The following is a 23,046-nucleotide window of genomic DNA, read 5'->3' on the forward strand; positions in this document are numbered from 1 at the left end:
TCAAGTAATGATGCAAAAAAAGGAGGGCCCGCAGATCCTCCCCCTGTTCCAGCTCTCATCAATATCTGAAACCCAATTCAACATTGATTGTATTCTACTACACAAAGATTCGGGTGTCAACGCCGGTGAGCACTGCTTTTCCGCATAATAAAACACCTCCGGATATTATCCTATGCATATCCGGAGGCATCTGTGAAAAATCACTTCATCTTTTTTTATACATTTCCGCTCTCACCGCTGAACTCACCATTTACCAGCTTAATCCGGCCTTCCTCCAGGCATTTCACGAAAGCCTCAACCATTGCAGGATCAAATTGTTTTCCGGCCTCTTCCTGCAAAATTCTCTTTGCCTTTTCCACTGAAAAAGCCCGTTTATAACAACGTTTGGACGTCATGGCGTCAAAAGAATCCGCAATGCACAGAATTCGGGCCGTAGCCGGGATATCCTCTCCCGCAATCCTTCTCGGATATCCTTTGCCGTCATATCTCTCATGATGACCGATTACAGCCGGTATGACATAATCCAGAGAAGGCAAATGCCGGATGATATCGATCGAGGCCTCTACATGGCCTTTAATGATCTCATATTCCTCGCTGGTCAAAGCGCCTTCTTTGTTAAGAATCGTTTCCCGAATACCGATTTTTCCCACATCATGCAAAAGACCGGATTGTCGGATAATTTCCACCACATCTTCATTCATCCCCAGATACCGCGCCAACTCCACAGCATAATAGGCTACGTTGTTGGAATGGCTGAAAGTATAGTGATCCTTGGCATCGATAGCTGCCGTTAAAGCATAGATGGTGGATTCGTATTCTTTATAAATGTGTACATGTTTTCTTGTATCTTCCAATTCCAGGTTCTGCTGAAATGCCGTATCAAATACCCGAAGGCCATTCTTCCCGCTCTGCTTCACATGGTACACCGCCATATCCACATTATTAAGAAGTTCTTTTACACTCTTTGCCGCATAAGGAGCAGCACTGATGCCCACGCTGACTGTAATGGCCTTCAGTTTAAAGTTCTGCTCATGGCTGTTCATCTCATAAATCTGTTTCTGAATGGACTCCATCAGGGTACGGGCCGAAAGCACATCATACCCCGGCAGAAGGACAGCAAACTCTTTTCCACTGTATCTGGCCACATATCCCTGCTCTCCCACACTGCCGCGAATAATTCCCGCAATGCGTTTCAGGCAATAATCTCCTTCCTTCATCCCATACAGCTGATTGTACAGTTTAAAATCATCTACATTGAAAATAGCCAGCACCAGAGAGCCGTCTATATTCTTCTCAAACTCCTGATTCAGAATCTCATAAAAATACTTACGGTTCAGCAGCCCCGTCAGTTCATCGGTTCTGGCCTCCAGGCAGGCCTGCTCATACATTCTGGCGTTTTTAACGGCAATGGAAGCTACCGATGTAATCGAAGAAAGAATCTGGAGATCACTGTATCCCAGCTGTCTCTTCCCGGTATGATCACACAGCAGAAGAATCCCCACAAGCTGATTGTCATCTTTTAATGCCACGCAGCAATGAAGACCCATCTTCTCCAACTCGTGCTTCTCGCTCTCCCACATGGATTTATATTCTACACTGTAACGGAACTCCCTGTACAACAGCGGATCGTCATTTTTTTCAGCCACTGAACGATCGGATTTTCCTCCTCCAAAGCAAAAGATAAATCACTCAGAGGGCGGTCGCTATACCTCCCCTGATAAGCCATACCCGGTCCGTTCTGAATACAAATATAGATACTTTCTGTCTGAATCGTATCTTTAATGACCTGAATCGTCGCCTCCATAATATCCTGCAGCCGCAGTGTCTTGGAAACAGTCCTTCCAAACCGTTTCAGCTGCTCCGCCTGAAGCAATTCTTCCTTGATAAAAACATTGCTCATCAAAAGCCGCCAAACAAATGTAAATAACAGGTATGCCAACAAAAACAGCACCGCAAATATCATAACAAAGTGCCCCTCTGCCGGCGGAATATGGCGCTGCACAAATCTTTGCAGATAAGGCGAAAGATTGGCAAAAAATATCAAACAAAACATCAGGCCCACGCCGTAGCACAATCCCTCGGACGCAAGCATCTGCAATCGAAACAACCGTCTGCGTATCAATGCAAAAAGCAGGGCAAGAGCATTCAGAAGACCACACAGCAGATCGATAGGAAAACCTTCAAAAAAAGGAATGGCGATAGCCAGATTTCCGGCAAACAAAAGCACGATCCCCACGATCAAAGGTTCATACTGACGGCGCATATTCTTATTGCTCCGGCAAACCTTCACCAGATTTCGGAACATATGAGCCAGCAGCGCCGCTGCCACCAAAAAGAATCCCGCCGCCTTTAAATCCATATCATATACAAATGTTATGTCACCACCATGCTTCACCAGGGCAGGAGGCGCCAACAACCAGCCATACTTCCAATTGACCAGAAAACAGGCCATCATAACCACAATATAGATTTTTCCAACCCACTGTTCCCGGATTCCCGAAAAAACATTAATAAACCGGTAATAAGCATAAGGCAGCAGCAAAATTCCGCAAAGAGATACCTGAAACCAGAATTTATAATCGGGCCACAGCTCTAAACGCATGAAAACAGAACCGCCAGTCCAAAAAATCAGGGCTACCAGCACAATCAAGAAACTATTCACCAGCTTGTCCTTTTTCGCTGCAAGAAACGTCAGCAACATAAAAGCATAACAAAACAAGGCAATCATTGAAATATAGCAGTAAGTCTCCATGTCTATCTCCCTCTATCCCAGGTCTACGATATCTCCTGTATTTTCAGCAAACGGGAAATCTCATGACGGCTTGGGCTCATATGCCGGATTTTCTTTCCCTCCTGCTGCCTGTAGGCATGGAAACTCCCGCACCGCAAAACGGTAACAACCAGCGGGTCCATACCCAAAATTTTCTTTAAATCACGGTAATCCGAATCAATATATTTGAAATAGGTGCTCAAAAGCTCCTTTAAAATCTCCGAGCTCATAGCCCGATTCACTAATGCCCCCTGCTCCACCTCCACATACATGTGAAGATAAGGGCGGTGCATTTCATTATATTCCTTTATCGCTACCCAATCACGGATAGGCAGGCCGGATAATTTTATCACACTTCGGATCCCATTTTCCGAAATCCGTGTAAAACCTGCGATATCAATGATCCAAGGCACACGGTCCATATACTCAAATCTTGGAATCACCGTCTGATCTTCCCGATTCTCCAGCCCAACACACCGATACATATCCCCGCACCGATACCGGGCAAAGGCTCCGCCCTTCAGAACTGTGAATACCAGTTCATACTTCTCTCCCAAAACCACCTCATCCATCAGGCAAGTTCTCGGAATATAGGTAGGATCCTCATAATTTTTCAGCATATCTTCTTCCGTTATAAACTCATAAAATGCCGTATCCGGGAAAAAGTACATTCCATTCCTGGTCCAGGTTTCCGTGCCGATGATAGAAGGCTCCGTTCCCGCAAACAGTTCCATAGGACGAATTCCCCAAAGCCGCTCCAAATCATCTTTATAACACTGATTATCCGTTCCCGCCACCATAAAGCCCTTTAATTTAAACAAATCTCTGGGCAGCATATCCCGCTCTTCCTGACGGCAGCGCTGTTTTGCCTGCAACAGCCGGTAAATCATATGGGGACGAAATTTCAGCAGATCAAGGGCGCCGAGAGATTTTCCGGAACTGCCCATGGCGGACAGACTTTGGCTCACCGCATAAGCCACGCTGCCCAGGCCGAAGAAAAACTCCACATCCCGTTTCATCGCCATCTTAAATCCCGCTTTATTCCGCTCGCTGAAACTCATATTTACCGCATCCTTCACAGCCGGAAGGAACTCAATATCCGCCTCTTCCCCCAATGCCAAAGGAAACAGCCCCGTGGCATAAGGCAGCGGCGCCAAACCATAGAGAATCTTATCCGTGTTTTCCACATCAAATTTTCCCTTTTCTGTACTGGTTGATAAAATCAGACAGGCAGTCACATTATTCCGATAAGTATCCAACATACTCCGGGTATAAGGCGCCACCTTGATAGGATGCTTTCCTCCCTCCCAGGTAGTCTGAATCCAGATGATCGGATTGCCCGGCAGGACATCCGCCCGTTTAGACAGAAGCATATCCGCATAATCATCATAGGTGGTCAGCGGCACCATCTGCCGGAACTCATCCAGATTTTCCGGATGTTTTCCCTTCAAAATAGACTGTCCAAGACCGCTGTTGCTCCACAGCCGAATCTGTTCCTCCATCAAACGACGCTGAATCTGCATATATCCATCCATGGTAAGATCCAGAAAGCCACAGTATTTCTCCCAAATTTCATTATACTGTTGTTTTTTCAGTTTTTCTTTCAGATTCATTTTCGTCACCCTCCATTACGGGTTCTTTTCCTTCCCTGCCATGTCCTTTAAACATTGTTTGATACTTTTTCCATTGGGAATCAAAAACGGTGTGCTCTTTTTATATATTCCATAATTCACAAATGTATTTGGAAAGGTCCATAAATCCTGCAAAATAATATAAAGGTAATTACACAAAATCATAGAGAGAAAATATTTTCCGGATCCTAAATTCCCCGAAAGCCCCCACAGGCACAAAAAAAGTCCTGCAAACCACAACACACCCGGATGACGGCATAAGCCGTATATACCACCCGTGTATGCTTTCCGGGCACCACTTTCTCTCAAATAGGTTTCTTCAAAAGGCAAAGCAAAAAACAAAGTATATATAAGCAGAACTAAAAAAAGCGCACAGCCCAGACTCCATACAATCCAATACACAGGAAGGCATTGTTTTTCCTCCAGTGCATGTACCAATTCCCATATGGTAGCAAGAGTCACGCACAAGCTGCCCGCTCCAAAAAATTTCCGCATCAGCGGATGTATCTTTTTCACACTATCTATATCGTACAAAAAGTATAGTATAAACCCCGCTGTCCCTAAAGCCAAAGTCCCCATGCTCTATAACCCCAATTTTCTGCTTACCGTGTTGTACTTTATTATACCCTCTTTCCCAGATCCTTTCAATCAAAATCTCAATCAAAATCTACATTTTTAACGAAAATCTAAAATGAGATTTTAAATTTCACGAAAATAAATTACATCAAAAGGATGTGAGCGGTTTATCCTGTGATGAAAGCCAGGCGCCCACCATCATTAATATAAAAGCGATGAAATAAGTAACTGAGGGCGTCTCTCTGAATATAACCAAAGAAAACAGCACCGCTATAAATGGCGCAACTGCATAATAGGCGCTTGTTCGTGCCGCGCCAATCAAACGCTGTGCATTCACATAAAAATAGATACTCAATCCATAGGCCACGAATCCCAGGCCAAGGACGGCGGCTATACTCCAAAATGCTGATATGCGTTCTCCGATGCACAGGCCGATGATAATAGAGCCTATACCGGAAAAGATACCCTTCAGCAGGACAATCTGTAAAGGATCTTTGGAAGATATTTTCCGAGTACAATTGTTTTCAAATCCCCAACATATGGCGGCAAGAATTACAAACAGAGAACCGTAAGAAAAACGAAGACTTGATATATCTTCAAAAGACAGAATTGTACATGATAACGTTACAAATAATATTCCAAGCCATAGCCTTAAACTGATTTTCTCTTTAAATACTATAAGAGCAATGATCGCCGTTGCTGTGATTTCAAAATTATTAAGCAGCGCGGCATTTGCTGCTGTAGTAGTATTCAGCCCTATCATCAAACAGATTGGCGCTGCAATATCCAGCAGTATCATAGCAACTGTATATGGCAGCTCTGACTTTGTCAATTTCAACTCTTTCGTTTCCGTTTTCCGTAACTTTCGAATACAGGCAATAAAAACCATACCGACTCCCGCCCCGATATATAAAAAGCCTGCCATTAAAGTAGGCGGCATAAAATCAAGCAATATCTTCGAAAAAGGGGCATTTACAGCATACAATGCCGCTGCAATTATGGCAAACGTTATTCCTTTCCTAATGTTTTCTTCCATTAATATCCTCCTTGACGCAACTATCAAAATACGATATAATTCGTATGTTATCAAACATCCTGTTCGATTATATCACTCGGTTATCTCATGTAACAATAACCAAATCGGGCCAAGTGTACGTTATGGAACATTTTAACAAATCTGTACGGAGAAAAATTATGGATAGACGGCAGCAAAAAACAAGAGAGGCCATTTTCAAAGCATTCAGCAGATTACTCGAAAAAAAGAGTTATAACCACATTACAGTGCAGGAAATTATTAACGAAGCGAATATCGGGCGCAGTACCTTCTATGCTCATTTTGAAACAAAAGATGATCTGCTGAATGCGATATGCAGGCAGATTTTCGGTCACATCTTTTCGAATGTGCTGAACGCGGAAGAACACCACGATTTTTCAAAAGAAAACAACACCCTGACTGATAAACTGACACATCTGCTCTATCATCTGAAAGAACAAAAAAAAGATATTATTATTGTACTGTCAGGCGAAAGCAGTGATCTCTTTCTGCAATATTTCAAAACCTATTTAAGACAACTGTTTGAAGATTATGAATCACCCTCTTTTTCAGAAATTCCAAAAGACTTTGTACTAAATCATTATGTAAGCAGTTTTGCAGAAGCAGTTAAATGGTGGGCCGGCAGCGGTATGGAAATTCCTCCCGAAAAAGTGGTTGAATACTATATGGCATTAACAAAATAAGGGGAAAGTATTTTAATTACAGCGTCTCATATACTGTCCGATCAACCGGGTGATCTCTCGATTCATCTGTTCCAGCACCTCATCCGGGGACACTATTTTCACACCTTCTCCCAGAGAAAATATCCATCCAAGGAACTGATTGCTGACATGAACATCCACATTTACTGTAAAATGATCCTCATCCTCCGGAAGCATCATCACATCTTTTCCAAACCGGTCAATAATCACTCCGGCAAGATAATTTGCCACCAGAAGTTTCACTCTTTGTTCTTCCCCGCCAAACATCCCAAAACTTTTTTTCGCATAATCCGCCATGTCCAATTTTTTAAAGTATTCTTTACCTTCTCTTTCTTCCTCGGACATCCGGATATGCAGCATCTTATCAACCCGGTAATGTTTAATCTGTCCGGCAGCAGAATCATATCCTACAAGATAGTAATTCTCGTTATCCCATGAAAGCCCCCAGGGACTGATATGATACCAGGCTCCATTATGACGAAGCTCCATTTCTTTTTTCACATTCCACTGAAAATACTGAAATCGAATCTTCTTATTTTCAGAAATAGCATTATGAATGGCATCCACCGTATAATAAATGCTCTCATTCATTGTCTTGATTCTTCCGGAAACGTATACCTGCCGCTGAAGCTTCAATGCCTCATATTTACTGACAAGCTGTTCTAATTTTTTGATCAGGGCATTGGTTTTCCGCTCCGTAATAAATTTCGATGACTGAATGGCATCTACCAAAAGTTTCAATTCGGGCAGTTCAAACGGCCGTCCTACCACATGATAATGATACCGATTTCCCACCGGCTCACCTTCCACCTCAATTCCCAGCGTTTCAAGATCTCTCAGATCATTATAAATGCTCTTGCGATCTGCCGTGATTTCACATTCTCCCAGCGCAGACATAATCTCCGGCATAGTTATATAATGATCCTCATCCGTATTTTTCAACATAATCTGTGCAAGACGATACAATTTAAATTTCTGCTTCGTTCCCCTTGACATATCCCTTTTCCTCCGCTCAAAATAATGTTTTATAATTATAAACATTATAACATAGCTGGGAAAATTATCGTACATCATACAGCTCTTTTGCAAATTTTTCGTCACATTGCCGGACTTTCCAAATCTTTCAAATTAATCTTCCAGCCACTCCATATAATCCGCTTCGCTGGCGAAAAGCCTATATCCGCCATCTACATATCCCATATAACCATTTTCTGTGTTGTACCCTTTCATACCTCTCGCTCCTTTGCTTTACTCTTCTCTGTTGCATATACTTTATAACATTAGCTGTCCGATAAAAATACCACCTAAAAAGAAAAACAGAACTGACAAACTGTGATCACTCACAAGTTCATCAGTTCTGTATCTTTTCTTAATCTTCACGAATGGCTGTCCGTATTACCGCCAATCCATACATTATCACCAATCGTTACCTCAATGCCGTATTCATATGCTGAATTTCTCGTGTCCGGGTGAACCGGATGTCCGGCTGCATAGATTGCTACATTCGGCGCCATCTGACAGTTGTCTCCGATTTTTACTCTCGCCACATCCAGAATCGTACACCATTCCCTTGTCGCGTCTTTCCTGATTATTCATTTTCTTTTTTCCTCCTTGACTTTCAAATGCGGATGCTTCGCTCTTCCTTCAGCCACTTAACCGAATTCTTATAATCCGAAAGCACCTTCTCCACTTCACTCCAAAACGCCTTAACGCTCTTACTGTTACTGACAGGTCAGAATTTACCTGGATAGCCACAGTTTTTCTATTAGTGTCACATCTGCCGGAATGCCCCATCTAACTCAGGAAGCCCATCTCTATCAAGTCTGTTTATATTACAAAAATACTCAAGAAACTCCCTCGCCAGCTCCTGCTCTGAAGTGTTTTCTTTAAGCTTTGCCATATCTCTAAGAATACAAGCTGCCTGAACATCGGTAATGTATCTATGTAAGCCTTGTCCCCAAACAACCTTTTCCGGAGCATTTTCATTGTGATAATAATTCCAAAACAATATTTTCTTTGCTTCTTCAAGGGATAAACTCAACTTGTATTTAGAAGATGTCGTTACATAACCCTCATCACGATTGTCCCCTTCATAGGCTTCGTCAACAAGAAATACTCCAAAAACAAATCTGTCTTTTTCCGGTGCGTGCGGAACTCTTGTTGTAAGTATGGCTAAGCTATTAATCTGAACTTTATTGAGTCTCATCGGTCTTTGGTTATTTTCTTTTGTCAATGCAAAGCCTGCAAACGCTGTCCAATTTCTAAGCATTTGACTTTCATAACATACAAAGCCGTCTTCTTCAGCATAGCTGTCAAGTGTAGTTCTATCAATAATACCATCATAGTATTGACTGCAAGGACAATCTTCACTGCGACACCAATTATGTTGTGCAACTTCAATATTATAGGCTATAAGTTCATCTGAGCAGGCGCACTTATATCCTATACCTTATCGCGCGGAGCTTGACGAAGCGCGCCCATGCGAAGCATTTGATATGCGGGATGCCCGAAAGGGTATACCATTTTCATTGCTGCCTCCATTACAGAAATTACACTTAAAGGCAATGTTTTCTTTTGGATAGGTTTTCTTTTTTCCGGAAACGGTCTTCGCTGCATGTTCGTATGTTTTTACTGTCTTTCTGCGTTCCTCCTGAAGTTTAATTTTCTTCTCAGATTCCTGCTGTTTCTTATCCGCAAGATCACTGAGAATTTTCTCTTGGAGCTGAGTGTCCGAACACTTCAGGAAATTTTCAAAAGCTTCGGGATATTGGAATTGTTTTATGCCGACAGAAAACTCTATTTTGATATAAGTATCCGTCTGTTCAACAACATCTCCGAGCCCCCAACTTTTATGTTTTATTTGTTCATTTTTTAGATTTATCACTCAATTCCCCCCATTCCTCCCATACATCCGGCTGATAGCCAAATGTTGATTTCTTTCCATTTCGGACAACCGGAGTCTTAATCACCTGCGGATTCTCAAGAATCTTCTCCAGCTTATCCTCATCAGCAATATACTTGATGCCACGCTCTTTAAAATAGCGTTCTGCTTTTTTTCGTATCATTACATTTCTTCGTTCCAAAAATCTGTATATTCACACTAATCCATCTCTTCTTATCTCTGTCTCCGCATAATATTGCTTCCTTCTTCCTTCAGCCACTTAACTGAATTCTTATAATCCGGAAGCGCCTTCTCCACTTCACTCCAAAACGCCTTAGAATGGTTCATCTCTTTCCTATGGCACAATTCGTGAACCACAACATAATCAATAACTTCAACCGGCATCAGCATCAGAAGGCAATTGAAATTCAGATTACCTTTGCTGCTGCAGCTTCCCCATCTGCTTTTCTGATTTCGAATTGTTATACGACCATAATCAACACCAATAATTTTCGCAAAATATGCAGTTCTCTCAGGAATGTATTTTAACGCCCTATCCGCAAGTTCATGAATCTCCTCATTCGTCAGATAATCCACTTCCATAGCATCATATGCAGCCTTCTTTTCCCTGATCTGCTCAACATGTTTTAGGATCCAAGCCTCTTTTTCCTTAAGGATTCGCTCAATATCCTTCTGAGATGCGCGCCTTGGTGCTCTTACTGTTACTGACAGGTCAGAATTTACCTGGATAGCCACAGTTTTTCTATTTGATCTGATCACCGTAACATCCATAGTGCGCCTCCTTCTCTGCAAACGCTCCGTTCTTATTGTGTATTCATTTGCACAGCTGGTTTTCCAAGCGATTTTTTGTATGCTTCACGCAAGTTTTCCAAAGCTTCATTCCAAAATAATCTACAAGGAATTCTAGAAAAGCACTCATCTGCCATTGAATGCACCCGCTTTATACATTTTCTGAAGATTATGTGCCTGTCGTAGTTCCTTTTCAGTGAGTTCCGAAATAGCTTTGATACTATTATTCTCAAGCAGGAAGTAACAATCCGGTCTGAGAAGATCATTGCTCATAAGATTCGTATTATGCGTGGTTGTAAATATCTGAACCCCAAGTATTCTTTTGAGTCTCTTCTGTACTGACTCCGATAATTCATAATGATAAAATGCATCAAACTCATCTATAAAAACAAATGATGCTTTTTCCATACGGATATACCAGTAATAGAACAGCGCAAGGGATCTTGTTCCCGTAGAAGCAATCTTAAAAAAGTCTGCATCCATATTATCAAAGTGACAATAAATAGCTTTTCTTCCATCAACTTCGCATCCATACAATTCGTACTCAATATCATTTTCTTTTAAAAATTCCTGGAAATCCTGCACTTTTCCGCTATTAACAATTCCCTCAGCAATGCTCTCGGAGCCATTCATAAATCCTTCATAGCCTCGGCTGTCCAGCGAATAGAATAACAGCATACGCTCAACAAAATCAATAAATTTCTTGAACACCTGATTCTGCTCATTATCCTCAAGAATTGAATTGCTATTCACATATTTCACTCGCGAAATCGGGCTTTCATTCTTAATTGAAGCATTTAAAGTATCTGAACCTTCAAGCAGCGTAAAGCCATCCCTTGTTAGAAAATCAAAAAATATAACCTCTTTGCCATCAATTGACAAACTCTCGCTCCTCAAAGTATTCACATCTGTTTTGCTGTACTTATAAATAACTTCGTGCTCATCAAACACAAAAGTATATTCAAACTCTGCAAATGATTTTCTTCCACTCATATTAAGATAGAAGTCATAGCTCTGGAGAAGTTTCTGCTTTTCTGTCAAATGAGTAATAATATCAAATATGGCCAATCCAAGATTTGATTTACCACAGCTGTTAATGCCATAGATAATCCCTTTGGCAACACAACTATTCTCAATAATTTCTGAATTAAAGCTATAATTGCTTGGTAAGCCTATATCGAATGTAATCTTATCCTTAAAGCCTTTGAAGTTTTCAACACTAAATTTCTTTAACATGATAACCACCTCCCACTTCTTTTATCTATTATATGATTATCCGCAAAAAAAATCAATCATATCCGTAATTTTCCTACAGTATACTTGCCGTTTTTCTTCGTTGCATGTTCTTCACAATATCGTCCTCTTGCTTGAACAGCTATAAGCCTATGCCCTTCTATCTTTTTAATGCCCCATCTAACTCAGGAAGCCCATCTCTATCAAGTCTGTTTATATTACAAAAATACTCAAGAAACTCCCTCGCCAGCTCCTGCTCTGAAGTGTTTTCTTTAAGCTTTGCCATGTCTCTAAGCATACAAGCTGCCTAAACATCGGTAATATATCTATGTAAACCTGGTCCACAAGCAACCTTTTCTGGAGCATTTTCATTGTGATAATAATTCCAAAACAATATTTTCTTTGCTTCTTCAAGGGATAAACTCAACTTGTATTTAGAAGATGTCGTTACATAGCTCTCATCACGATTGTCCCCTTCATAGGCTTCGTCAACAAAAAATACTCCGAAAACAAATCTGTCTTCCTTGGCATAGCTGTCAAGTGTAGTTCTATCAATAATTCCATCATAATATTGGCTGCAAGGACAATCTTCACTGCAACACCAATTATGTTGTGCAATTTCAATATTATAAATTACCAGCCAGTATTCAACTAGACTACATCGCATAAAAAAACCCTGAGAAGCATTACCCTCTCAAGGTTTTAATCTTAAAATTATAAAATTCTTCCATCCCTCACCAATATTTACACCATTTGGTGTCAGATTGGTGTCAAAGTGTCAACTGTAACTCCTGAAACCCGCATAAACACTGGATTTATTTATCCAAACTCTTCATCGTCGGGAAGAGCAAAACATCACGGATCGCCTGGGAATCGGTGAGAAGCATAACGAGACGGTCAATGCCGTAGCCGATACCACCTGTCGGCGGCATACCGATTTCCAGTGCATTGAGGAAGTCTTCATCGGTATGATTTGCTTCTTCATCGCCGGCCGCGAAGGCTTCTTCCTGGGCAGCAAAACGTTCCCGCTGGTCAATCGGATCATTTAACTCGGAGTAGGCGTTGCACATTTCACGTCCATAAATAAACAGTTCGAAACGTTCTACCAGTTCCGGATTCTCCGGTTTTTTCTTTGTCAGCGGGGAAATCTCCACCGGGTGGTCCATAACGAAGGTTGGCTGAATCATCTTATCCTCGCAGAATTCCTCGAAGAAAAGGTTGATGATATCGCCCTTCTTATGGCGCGCTTCATATTCGATATGGTGTTCATCTGCCAGCGCTTTTGCTTCTTCATCGGTTGCAACCTGAGAGAAATCAACGCCGGAATATTTTTTAACGGCATCAATCATCGTGATCCGCTCAAAAGGCTTGGACATATCGATAACGGTTTCATTATATTTGATCACAGCGCTGCCGCAGACTTTTTCTGCAAGGTAGCGGAACATGCTTTCTGTCAGCTCCATCATACCTTCATAATCGGTATAGGCCTGATATAATTCCATCAGGGTAAACTCCGGATTATGACGGGTATCAACGCCCTCATTGCGGAATACACGGCCGATTTCATAAACCCGTTCCAAGCCGCCGACGATCAGACGTTTAAGGTAAAGCTCCAGGGAAATACGGAGTTTTACATCTTCATCCAGCGCATTGTAATGGGTCTCAAACGGTCTGGCTGCAGCGCCTCCGGCATTGGACACAAGCATCGGAGTCTCAACCTCCATGAAGCCGCGGCCATCAAGGAAATTACGGATTTCCTTGATGATCTGAGAACGCTTAATAAATGTATCTTTCACTTCCGGATTCATGATCAGATCCACATAGCGCTGACGATAACGGATATCTGTGTTTGTCAGGCCGTGAAATTTCTCCGGAAGAATCTGCAGACTCTTGGAAAGCAGTGTTATTTCAGATGCGTGAATCGAGATTTCTCCGGTTTTCGTTTTAAAAACTTCTCCCTTTAAACCGACAATATCACCGATATCCATCTTCTTGAATGCTTTATATTCTTCTTCGCCAATACTGTCACGGGCTACATAGGACTGAATCATTCCCTGCAGATCCTGGATATGACAGAAAGAGGCTTTTCCCATAACTCGTTTGGACATCACACGGCCGGCCAGAGACACTTTCTGCCCTTCCAATGTTTCAAAATTGTCTTTGACCTCCTGGCTGTGATGGGTTACATCATATTTTGTAATAACAAAAGGGTCCTTACCATTATCCTGAAGGTCTTTTAATTTATCTCTGCGCACTTTCAGAAGCTGATTAATATCCTGTGCCTGAACATTCTTTTCTCCTGCCACTGTTTGTTTCCCCCTTAAATGTTTGCTCTCTGAATTTCCAGAATACGGAACATCAGCAGACCGCTCTGGGTTTCCACTTCAATTGTCTCGCCGACTTTCCGTCCGAGAAGAGCGCTTCCCACCGGTGATTCATTGGAAATCTTAAAATTCAGGCTGTCCGCTTCTGTGGAACCAACAATACGGTATTCCACTTCTTCATCCATGTCCACATCATAAAGACGTACACGACAGCCAATGCTGATACTCTCCAAATCCACTTCATCTTCATCGACAACTTCTACATTTTTAAGAATTTTTTCAATCTCTTCAATTCTTGCTTCGATATCCCGCTGTTCATCCTTTGCTGCATCATATTCAGCATTTTCAGATAAGTCTCCCTGTTCTCTGGCTTCTTTAATCTTCTGAGCAACTTCCTGTCTTTTAACGACCTTTAATTCAAATAATTCATCTTCTAATGCTTTAAGTCCGGCAAATGTTAAGATATTCTTCTTAGCTTCCACTTTAATTACGCCCTTCCTTATATTTATATAGATATTTACATTCCTAGTATTATAGCGTAAGAAACCGGGTGTGTCAATATCCGCACTTCCCCATTTCCCGCTGTTTTTCCAAACAATCTCAGACGGTTCACTGCCGTCCCCGCTCCATATATCTGCCGAGCAGCTCCTCCAACGCCGCCATACTTTCCACCTGATTCACCATGCCTCGCAGTTTGGACGAACCGGGATAACCAACCGTATACCACGCCACATGCTTGCGCATCTGCCGGATTCCAAGATACTCTCCCGAAAACTCGATCTGCATCCGAGCATGACGGAGAATCATAGCGACAACCTCTTCGATTGTGGGTTTTGGTTTCCCATAAAGAATTTGGCCGACCAGCCACGGATTTCCCTGGAGTCCCCGGCCGATCATAATACCGTCGCAGCCGGTCTGACTGAAAATAGCACGGGCTGCCTCCGGCGAATCAATATCTCCATTTCCGATCACCGGAATTGAAACGGCCTCTTTGACCCGGCGGATGATATCCCAATCCGCTTTTCCATGATAATATTGTTCTCTTGTCCGCCCATGGACAGTGATCATGGCCGCTCCGCTCTCCTGGGCAATATGGGCCATCTCCACCGCATTGACACAGGAATCGTCAAAACCCTTGCGGATTTTCACCGTCACCGGCTTATCCGTCGCCTTAGCCATGGCTTCAATAATGCGCCCGGCCAGCAGCGGCTGTTTCATCAGCGCCGAACCCTCGCCGTTATTGACCACCTTCGGCACCGGACAGCCCATGTTAATATCAATGATATCAAAAGGGCGGTCTTCTATTTTCTTTACCATATCCGCCATAAGCTCCGGCTCTGAACCGAAAAGCTGCAAAGAAAACGGATGCTCCCGGGCATCGGTCACCATCAATGCTTCCGTATTTTTATTGTTATAATAAATTGCTTTGGCGCTGACCATTTCACTGCACACAAGTCCTACGCCCTGCTCCTTTAAAAGCAAGCGAAATGGCAGGTCTGTCACGCCTGCCATTGGTGCCGCTATTACATTATTTTCAAGTGTTACATTTCCTATTTTCATTTTCCTGTACAACGTTTATGAATAATACGAAGTCCCTTCAATGTTAAAAGGCTGTCGTAAACATCAATTGCTTCACATTCCTCCGCGATAATTCCTCCGAGACCGCCGGTGGCAATTACTTTGATATTCGGCAATCCGGATTCTTCTTTCATTTTCTTTACAATATATTCGGCTTCACCGATACTTCCATAGAAAAGTCCGGCCTGGATATTGGAAATAATTTCTTTTGCTAAAATCGTTTTTGGCTTTTTGATCTCTACATCCGGAAGCTTTGCCGTCCGATTGCTCAGTGCGTCGGCGCTCATCTGAATTCCCGGAGCAATGACAACCGCATCCAGGCTTCCGTCTTCAAGAATCAATTCAAAAGTTGTCGCTGAACCGTAATCGATGACAATTGCCGGTCCGCCATAAATTTCTTTGACAGCCGCCGCATCGACGATCAGATCGGCTCCGGCTTCCTTTGGGTTTTCCGCATTGATCCGCACACCGGTTTTCACACCCGGCCCGACAATAATCGGCTCGGCACAGAAATATTTTTTTATACCGCTCGTAAAGGAGTACATAATATCCGGTACAACCGATGCAATGATGACCTGCTCAATGTCCTTCGGTTCAAACCCCGCATTTCGAATCAGTTCGCGGATCAAAACGCCATATTCATCCGAAGTTCTCGGCATCTGAGTTGTCATTCGAAAGTTCCCCATAAGAATCTCGCCGCGGAAAAGCCCCATCGTAATATTCGTATTTCCAATATCAATCGCCAATAACATATCTTTACCTCCTCATTCTAATCCCGTTGTATCTCCCAGAAAAAATACCCGGTAATACATTTCTAATGATTCAAACAGCTCCGCCCGCTCCTGCTGCAGTTGTTTGATTTTCAATCCACTTCCAATCTCATCATATAAAATATCTTCTTCAGCCACATCCACCCGGAGCTGCAGATCACCTTCCGGCCCAAACTCCATAATGAGGACGCCGCCCACTTCCGCCGTGAACAGCACACAGATGATCTTTAAATCTTCTTTGATGCCTTCCGGCAGATCGGCAAAATCTTCGTTCAAATAAAATTTCTGCTCATAGGCGCTGGCTGCGCATAAGACCACATTTTCCTGACACATAGCACTTCCTCTATTCTGCATACCCATAAATGCCCCGAATCGAAACCTCCCCGGAACGCACCGTCGTATCGCCCTCATCCGTGGAGACGATCAGCTCCCCGATATCATTAATTCCACGGGAAATACCCCGCCATACCCGTCGTATTTCATGAACACTGATTTCCTTATTCAAATGAATCAGAGCGGCATCGTATTTATCCTTCAAAAAGGAAAGGTCGCCCGCTTCCAGAAACTGACGGTAATCGGCTTCAAAATACTGCATCACCCTGCGAATCACCTCCGCCCGATGATAGGTTTGCCCCGAAGCCATCGCCATCGATATGGCGGTATCCTTCAAATCTTCCGGAAACGCTTTCATATTGACATTAATACCGATGCCGACAACAATATAATTGATCACATCCGGGCCGGCGCTCATCTCTGTCAGAATACCTGTTGTTTTCCGGCGGTCGATCACCAGATCATTCGGCCATTTGATGCCGGATTTCAAACCAAAGCTTTCCATCATCTCCTGGACAGCCATGGCGGCAATCAGCGTAATCATCGACGCATCCACCGGCGGAATATCCGGTTTTAAAATCAGAGACATCCAGACACCACAGCCCTCCGGCGAAAAGAAGGTCCGTCCCATCCGGCCCTTCCCTGTATTCTGGGTCTCCGCGACCACCAGTGAACCGTCCGGCGCTCCCTTCTCAGCCAACATCCGGGCCTGATCATTGGTGGAACCGAGACAGTCATAATAATATACATGGCGTCCCATCACCCCGGTAGTCATACCGCTTAATATCTCACTCTCAGTAAGTATATCCGGACTGGCGATAAGGCGATAACCTTTTCGGTTTATCGCCTCAATCTCATATCCCTCATTTTTAAGCTGTCCGATGACCTTCCAGACAGCCGTCCGGGAAACCCGAAATTGTTCACATAACTCCTGTCCGGACACAAAATCCTGTCGTGATTTCAACATCTGCAAAATTTCTTCTTTCACTCAAGCCCACTCCTAAATCTCATCACAGAGTGTTGCCGCCATCACAGCTTTGATCGTGTGCATACGGTTTTCTGCCTCATCAAAAACTTTTGACTGGGAGGACTCAAAGACTTCATCCGTCACTTCCATTTCGGTTATGCCGAAACGTTCGCCCATCTCTTTGCCAATCTTTGTCTTCAAATCGTGGAAAGCCGGCAGACAATGAAGGAAAATAGCCTGTGGGCCTGCATTTTCCATAATCGCCTTTGTTACCCGGTAAGGCGTCAGATCTCGAATCCGCTCTTCCCAGACTTCATCCGGTTCGCCCATGGACACCCACACATCAGTGCAAATGACATCGGCATTTTTTGTCGCTTCCATCGGATCTTCCATAAAGGCAATGCTTCCGCCGGAAACCTTCGCAAATTCTTCACACTCTGCCCGAAGTTCCATATTCGGGAAATATTTTTCCGGCGCGCAGGCCACAAAATGAAGTCCCAGTTTGGCGCAGGCAACCATGTAAGAATTCGCCATATTATAACGGGCATCGCCCATATATACAAGCTTTTTGCCCTTCAGTTCTCCCAAATGTTCCCGAACTGTCAGGAAGTCCGCCAGCATCTGCGTCGGATGATATTCATTTGTCAGACCGTTCCAAACCGGAACTCCGGCATATTCGGCCAGTTTCTCCACGACCTCCTGCCCAAATCCGCGATACTCAATACCCTCAAACATCCGGCCGAGAACCCGGGCCGTATCTTCAATACTTTCTTTTTTGCCGATCTGGGAACCCGAAGGATCCAGATAAGTCGTTCCCATCCCCAGATCATGGGCCGCAACCTCAAAGGAACAGCGGGTACGGGTGCTCGTTTTTTCAAAAATCAGGGCAACATTCTTTCCTCTGAGAACATCCACCGGAATTCCTTTTTTCTTCCGGTCCTTTAAATCCGCTGCCAGATCCAGCAGATAAATAATCTCTTCTTCCGTAAAGTCTTTTAATGTCAAGAAATTTCTTCCCTTTAAATTCATTTTTGCCATCTCCAAAGTCATTTATTTATCTTTTATGGTCTCCACAACAGATTTTGCAAGACCAGCCATTCCCTGAATTTCGGAAGGAATGATAATCTTCGTTGCCTGGCCGTCAGCCGCTCTTTCGAAAGCTTCCAGACTCTTGATCCGAAGAACTGCTTCGTCAGCTCCGGCATCTTTCAGGAAACGGATACCGTCGGCATTCGCCTGCTGAATTTTAAGAATCGCCTGAGCCTCACCTTCGGCCTCACGGATTTTTGCTTCTCTGGCTGCCTCGGCACGGAGAATCATAGCCTCTTTATCGGCTTCCGCATCCAGAATAGCGGATTCTTTATGTCCCTCTGCCCGGAGGATTGCGGAACGTTTCTCACCTTCGGCGATAAGAATGGATTCTCTTCGTTCACGCTCTGCCTTCATCTGTTTCTCCATGGCATCCTGAATCGCTGCCGGCGGAATAATATTCTTTAACTCAACACGGTTAACTTTAATACCCCATGGATCCGTTGCCACATCCAGGGTGGAACGCATTTTCGCATTGATAATTTCTCTGGATGTCAGAGATTCATCCAATTCCAGTTCACCGATAATATTACGCAGTGTTGTTGCTGTCAGATTCTCAATCGCCATGATCGGATTCTGAACGCCATAGCAATATAACTTCGGATCCGTTATCTGATAAAATACAACCGTATCAATACGCATTGTAACGTTATCCTTTGTGATTACCGGCTGCGGCGCAAAGTCAACAACCTGCTCTTTTAAAATGACCTTCTTCGCCACTTTATCGATCACCGGCACCTTCACATGAAAACCAACCGACCATGTTCCCTGATAAGCTCCCAGACGCTCAATAACATAGGCATGAGCCTGAGGTACAATTTTAATACTGGATACGACAATAAGTAATACAATCGCAATCAAAACAATCAAAAGTATCCACATCATAAGTTATTATCCTCCTTGTTTTCTTTCTCTACAATTAATTTGACGCCGGATATCCCGACAATGTGAACCATCTCATCCTTCTGGAAGGTCACTTCATCCTTCGTGGAACGGGCCGTCCATTCCATTCCGTTGACCATCACCTGTCCTTCGGATTTCAGGTTGTTTACAGGGTTGTTTACAGGTATCAGAACCCGGGCTCTGCGCCCGACAAGGCTTTCCGCATTGGTTTTCGTTGTCTTTTTATTCAGATACTTTGTCATTATCGGGCGGGTAAATATCAGCATTACCAGAGAAACGATAAAAAATACAATCATCTGTATCGCCAGGGAGGCATGCACCAACGTTAATAAAAATGCGGCCAATGCCCCGACGGCAAACCATATGGTCGTCAGCCCCAAGGTCAATATCTCAATCAGGAGCAATACCCCGAAAGCTCCAAGCCAAAATATTGCATACATCTTTGTCTCCTCCTCTCTTAATTTTCTGCCATTCGCTGCCGTTTTGCCTCATACATGAGAAGAGCAGCCGCAACACCTGCATTCAGGGATTCCACCTGTCCAGACATCGGAATCCGAATATAATCTGTTGCCATTTGCGCCAGCGGCTCACTCAGGCCGTTGGCTTCATTGCCTATCATAAAACAGGTATCTTTCAGATAATCCTGCTCATAATAACTTTTCCTGCCTTTCAGGTGGGCCGCAAATACCCGGACACCTGAATCTTTCAAACTTGAAACCACCGGTTTCAAATTCTCCGCCACCGCTATGGGCACCCGGTAAATCGAGCCCATGGTAGAGCGGATGACCTTCGGCATATAGGGATCTACCGAAGTATGATTTAATATCACGCCGTCGATTCCGGCGCCCTCCCCGGTTCGAAGTATCGTCCCCAGATTCCCCGGATCCTGAAGGGACTCTAAAATGAGGATAAGCCGCCTTTCGCCCCGGAACAAGCTCTTCCAGTCCCAGGTTTTCATTGAAATAACAGCCATGACTCCCTGGGGTGTCATCGTATCCGAGGCCTCCTTAAATACTCTGTCACTGAAAATTTCGGGGAAACATCCGGCCGATCTTGCCTTTGTCTCCACAGCCCTCCGCTGCTTTTCATCTTTTGCGAAACTTTCCGACATGTACACAGCCTTCAGCCGCTCCACAGGCGCTTCCAGCACCATCTTTACACCTTCCACGACAAAACACTGCTGTTCTCTTCGAACCTTACTTTTTTTTTGAAGCTGTATTAAATTTTTAACCCGCGGATTTGCGGTGCTTGTAATCATCTAGGCTTCAACTCCAATTTTCGCGAAATCGCTGTTTTTTCCAACAATAACCAGTGTAGCTTCTTTTTCCATCGGCTTCTCCGGATCCAGATTGACTTTCAGGTTGCCTTCCCGTTTCACACCGATAATATTTAAACCATAGGAGCCGCGGACATCCAACTCCCGAAGGCTCTTTCCAATCCACATCTCCGGCACGGGCATTTCAACCATGCTGAACTCTTTGGATAATTCCACCAAATCGACAAATTCGCCGCCCATCAGATTCCGGGCCAGTCGTGTTCCCATCTCTGCTTCCGGAAATACGATCTTATCCGCACCGATTTTTTCCAGAATATGTTTATGGATCTGATTTTCCGCCTTGGCGACAATAAAACCGACGCCCTTTTCCTTTGTCAGGATCGTCGCCATAATACTTGCCTGCATATTCGTGGAAACGCCGACGATCACACAGTCCAGATTACTGATTCCAAGATTATCCAATACATCCGGATCTGTCACATCCGCCACCATCGCGCAGGTGGCAAATTGGGCTGCTTCATCCACCCGGTCCTCATCCATATCCACAGCAATGACCGAATTTCCGCTTTCAGCCAGCGTCATAGCCACCGCCATGCCAAATTTTCCAAGGCCCAATACGCCATATTCTTTCTTTTTCATATTTTTAACCTTTCATTATATTAATAGTATACCATGATTTGCAATTTCATGAAATACCCACAAGAACATCTATATAAAAACTTTGCCGTCCGGCAGACGACGATGAATTTTTTTCTTATTGCCATTGACATTCATGATCATCGCCATCGTGATCGGTCCAAGACGTCCGAAATACATGCTTGCAATAAGAACCAAGCGGCCGGCCACCGACAGTCCTTCTGTAATGCCCATCGTCAGCCCCACTGTGCCCAAAGCGGAAAATGTCTCATACATAATCTGAATAAACGGAATATCCGATTCAATACAGCACAGGGCAAAGGTACTGATAACCAGGAAGAAGACCTGAAGTAAAATGACACATATGCCTTTCATGACATTCTCCATTTTTACCCGGCGGTGTCCCAGTTCCACATCCTCATGCCCATTCACAATGGCAAGCACCGCGCAGGCCAACAATGTCACTGTCACCGTTTTGACGCCGCCGGCCGTACCGCCGGGCGAACCGCCGATAAACATAAGAACGCAGCCGAGCAGAAGACTTCCTGTCCGCAGCCCGCCCTGATCGATGCTCGCAAATCCCGCTGTACGGAGTGTCACCGACTGGAAAATACTGGCCCAAATCTTTCCGCCTAAGGTCAAATCCCCCATTGTGGCCGGATTGTTGTGTTCGAGGATAAAAAATACCACTCCGCCTCCAAAAATCAGCGCGGCCGTTACGCAAAGCACCAGCTTGCTGTGCAGACTCATCCGCCGCACCGACTGACGCAGGCTCATTTTCTGCCGGAAAACTCTGCGGGCCGCCGCCAACAGATCCCACCATACAAAAAATCCCAGACCTCCGATAACGATCAATGCCATAGTCACCAGATTCATCAGCGGATGGCTGACATAGGCCATCATACTGTCTGCCCCCATCAGATCCATCCCTGCATTACAAAAGGCGGATACCGCAGTAAATACGGCAACCCAGATGCCCTTCGCCAAACCATAGCGCGGTATGTAAACAAACATATACAAAACCGCCCCGACAGCTTCCACGATCAGCGTTCCCCAGATCATTTTCCGCACCATGCGCACCATGCCTGTCAATGTGTCAAAACCGTAAGCCTCCTGAATCAACATTCGCTGTTTTAACTGGATGCGCTTCCCCGCGATCATCAACAGCAGCGTGGTGAAGGAAACCACCCCCAGGCCGCCTAACTGAATCATAACTAAAATAACCGCCTGCCCGAAAAGACTCCAATGCTGCCCGGTTACCACCGTAACAAGCCCGGTCACGCAGGAGGATGTTGTTGCCGTAAATAAAGCATCAATATAAGGCGTCGCCCTTCCGTCAGCCGAAGCAAACGGAAGTGACAGCAAAACAGAGCCCGTTAAAATAAGAATCACAAATCCCAGCGCGATCACCTGAGTCGTTCTCAATTCAAAGCTCTTCTTCTTTTCTCTCAAAATCAAACCTCCCGAAAATCAAAGGATAGCGCAATTCCGAATCGGGAACTGCGCTATATCCA

General features: G+C 44.1%; 22 protein-coding genes and 3 pseudogenes. 1 reads left to right on the top strand and 24 read right to left on the bottom strand.

Annotated features, from left to right (window positions below; translation table 11 throughout):
- Positions 1–215: 215 nt before the first annotated feature.
- The 4 genes from ACMN7X_RS13790 to ACMN7X_RS13805 all read right to left on the bottom strand — a co-directional run bounded on the left by ACMN7X_RS13790 (position 216) and on the right by ACMN7X_RS13805 (position 6,013).
- The gene (locus ACMN7X_RS13790; protein WP_418748034.1) at positions 216–1,646 is read right to left on the bottom strand and encodes an HD domain-containing phosphohydrolase; all 1,431 of its coding nucleotides are present in this window, start codon (positions 1,644–1,646) and stop codon (positions 216–218) included.
- On the bottom strand, positions 1,592–2,752 hold the full coding sequence (locus ACMN7X_RS13795; protein ID WP_418748035.1) for a histidine kinase N-terminal 7TM domain-containing protein: 1,161 nt from the start codon (positions 2,750–2,752) through the stop codon (positions 1,592–1,594). Before ACMN7X_RS13795 ends, ACMN7X_RS13790 begins: the two co-directional genes overlap by 55 nt.
- 23 nt (positions 2,753–2,775) lie before the next feature.
- Positions 2,776–4,383: an auxin-responsive protein gene (locus ACMN7X_RS13800; protein ID WP_418748036.1), complete on the bottom strand. Its 1,608-nt coding sequence runs from the start codon at positions 4,381–4,383 to the stop codon at positions 2,776–2,778.
- 742 nt (positions 4,384–5,125) lie between these two features.
- Positions 5,126–6,013 (bottom strand): DMT family transporter, encoded by an 888-nt coding sequence (locus tag ACMN7X_RS13805; protein ID WP_418748037.1) that lies wholly within the window; start codon positions 6,011–6,013, stop codon positions 5,126–5,128.
- Positions 6,014–6,171: 158 nt separating this feature from the next.
- Here ACMN7X_RS13805 and ACMN7X_RS13810 point away from each other — a divergent pair, with 158 nt between their 5' ends.
- Positions 6,172–6,714 (top strand): TetR/AcrR family transcriptional regulator, encoded by a 543-nt coding sequence (locus ACMN7X_RS13810; RefSeq protein ID WP_418748038.1) that lies wholly within the window; start codon positions 6,172–6,174, stop codon positions 6,712–6,714.
- Positions 6,715–6,726: 12 nt separating this feature from the next.
- On the opposite strand, the gene ACMN7X_RS13815 is transcribed toward ACMN7X_RS13810, so the two are convergent.
- The 20 genes and pseudogenes from ACMN7X_RS13815 to ACMN7X_RS13910 all read right to left on the bottom strand — a co-directional run bounded on the left by ACMN7X_RS13815 (position 6,727) and on the right by ACMN7X_RS13910 (position 22,984).
- Positions 6,727–7,728, bottom strand: coding sequence for a helix-turn-helix transcriptional regulator (locus tag ACMN7X_RS13815; RefSeq protein ID WP_418748039.1), 1,002 nt, complete (start codon positions 7,726–7,728; stop codon positions 6,727–6,729).
- Between the two features lie 395 nt (positions 7,729–8,123).
- Positions 8,124–8,294, bottom strand: a pseudogene (locus tag ACMN7X_RS13820) (sugar O-acetyltransferase); the annotation flags it as partial.
- 209 nt (positions 8,295–8,503) lie between these two features.
- The gene (locus tag ACMN7X_RS13825; RefSeq protein WP_418748040.1) at positions 8,504–8,965 is read right to left on the bottom strand and encodes a hypothetical protein; all 462 of its coding nucleotides are present in this window, start codon (positions 8,963–8,965) and stop codon (positions 8,504–8,506) included.
- Positions 8,966–9,181: 216 nt separating this feature from the next.
- On the bottom strand, positions 9,182–9,616 hold the full coding sequence (locus tag ACMN7X_RS13830; protein ID WP_418748041.1) for a hypothetical protein: 435 nt from the start codon (positions 9,614–9,616) through the stop codon (positions 9,182–9,184).
- Positions 9,597–9,831, bottom strand: a pseudogene (locus tag ACMN7X_RS13835) (arsenate reductase family protein). Before ACMN7X_RS13835 ends, ACMN7X_RS13830 begins: the two are co-directional and overlap by 20 nt.
- Before the next feature lie 16 nt (positions 9,832–9,847).
- A complete protein-coding gene (locus ACMN7X_RS13840; protein WP_418748042.1) occupies positions 9,848–10,405 on the bottom strand; it encodes a M48 family metallopeptidase in 558 nt (185 codons plus the stop codon).
- A gap of 144 nt (positions 10,406–10,549) precedes the next feature.
- Positions 10,550–11,659, bottom strand: coding sequence for an AAA family ATPase (locus ACMN7X_RS13845; RefSeq protein ID WP_418748043.1), 1,110 nt, complete (start codon positions 11,657–11,659; stop codon positions 10,550–10,552).
- A 304-nt stretch (positions 11,660–11,963) separates the two neighbouring features.
- Positions 11,964–12,323, bottom strand: coding sequence for a hypothetical protein (locus tag ACMN7X_RS13850; RefSeq protein WP_418748044.1), 360 nt, complete (start codon positions 12,321–12,323; stop codon positions 11,964–11,966).
- A 154-nt stretch (positions 12,324–12,477) separates the two neighbouring features.
- Positions 12,478–13,962, bottom strand: a pseudogene (lysS, locus tag ACMN7X_RS13855) (lysine--tRNA ligase); the annotation flags it as partial.
- 14 nt (positions 13,963–13,976) lie between these two features.
- Positions 13,977–14,462 carry a transcription elongation factor GreA gene (greA, locus tag ACMN7X_RS13860; RefSeq protein WP_412281845.1) on the bottom strand — a complete coding sequence of 162 codons (486 nt, stop codon included), beginning with the start codon at positions 14,460–14,462 and terminating at the stop codon, positions 13,977–13,979.
- A 127-nt stretch (positions 14,463–14,589) separates the two neighbouring features.
- Positions 14,590–15,540: a tRNA dihydrouridine synthase DusB gene (dusB, locus tag ACMN7X_RS13865; protein ID WP_418748045.1), complete on the bottom strand. Its 951-nt coding sequence runs from the start codon at positions 15,538–15,540 to the stop codon at positions 14,590–14,592.
- The gene (locus ACMN7X_RS13870) at positions 15,537–16,310 is read right to left on the bottom strand and encodes a type III pantothenate kinase (RefSeq protein ID WP_418748046.1); all 774 of its coding nucleotides are present in this window, start codon (positions 16,308–16,310) and stop codon (positions 15,537–15,539) included. The genes dusB and ACMN7X_RS13870 overlap by 4 nt, the downstream gene beginning before the upstream one ends.
- Before the next feature lie 12 nt (positions 16,311–16,322).
- The gene (locus ACMN7X_RS13875) at positions 16,323–16,661 is read right to left on the bottom strand and encodes a DUF6145 family protein (protein ID WP_418748047.1); all 339 of its coding nucleotides are present in this window, start codon (positions 16,659–16,661) and stop codon (positions 16,323–16,325) included.
- A gap of 10 nt (positions 16,662–16,671) precedes the next feature.
- The gene (locus tag ACMN7X_RS13880) at positions 16,672–17,649 is read right to left on the bottom strand and encodes a biotin--[acetyl-CoA-carboxylase] ligase (protein ID WP_418748048.1); all 978 of its coding nucleotides are present in this window, start codon (positions 17,647–17,649) and stop codon (positions 16,672–16,674) included.
- Between the two features lie 12 nt (positions 17,650–17,661).
- Entirely contained in the window at positions 17,662–18,657 is a 996-nt protein-coding gene (gene argF / locus ACMN7X_RS13885) for an ornithine carbamoyltransferase (protein WP_418748049.1), read from the bottom strand.
- A gap of 21 nt (positions 18,658–18,678) precedes the next feature.
- Entirely contained in the window at positions 18,679–19,602 is a 924-nt protein-coding gene (locus ACMN7X_RS13890; RefSeq protein ID WP_418748050.1) for an SPFH domain-containing protein, read from the bottom strand.
- Positions 19,599–20,060: an NfeD family protein gene (locus ACMN7X_RS13895; RefSeq protein WP_418748051.1), complete on the bottom strand. Its 462-nt coding sequence runs from the start codon at positions 20,058–20,060 to the stop codon at positions 19,599–19,601. The genes ACMN7X_RS13890 and ACMN7X_RS13895 overlap by 4 nt, the downstream gene beginning before the upstream one ends.
- A gap of 17 nt (positions 20,061–20,077) precedes the next feature.
- The gene (locus ACMN7X_RS13900) at positions 20,078–20,878 is read right to left on the bottom strand and encodes a TrmH family RNA methyltransferase (protein ID WP_418748052.1); all 801 of its coding nucleotides are present in this window, start codon (positions 20,876–20,878) and stop codon (positions 20,078–20,080) included.
- Positions 20,879–21,535 carry a potassium channel family protein gene (locus ACMN7X_RS13905; RefSeq protein WP_418748053.1) on the bottom strand — a complete coding sequence of 219 codons (657 nt, stop codon included), beginning with the start codon at positions 21,533–21,535 and terminating at the stop codon, positions 20,879–20,881.
- 69 nt (positions 21,536–21,604) lie between these two features.
- The gene (locus ACMN7X_RS13910; RefSeq protein WP_418748054.1) at positions 21,605–22,984 is read right to left on the bottom strand and encodes a TrkH family potassium uptake protein; all 1,380 of its coding nucleotides are present in this window, start codon (positions 22,982–22,984) and stop codon (positions 21,605–21,607) included.
- Between the last annotated feature and the right edge of the window lie 62 nt (positions 22,985–23,046).

The sequence above is a fragment of the Frisingicoccus sp. genome (assembly GCF_048388605.1).
Lineage (GTDB): Bacteria > Bacillota > Clostridia > Lachnospirales > Lachnospiraceae > Frisingicoccus.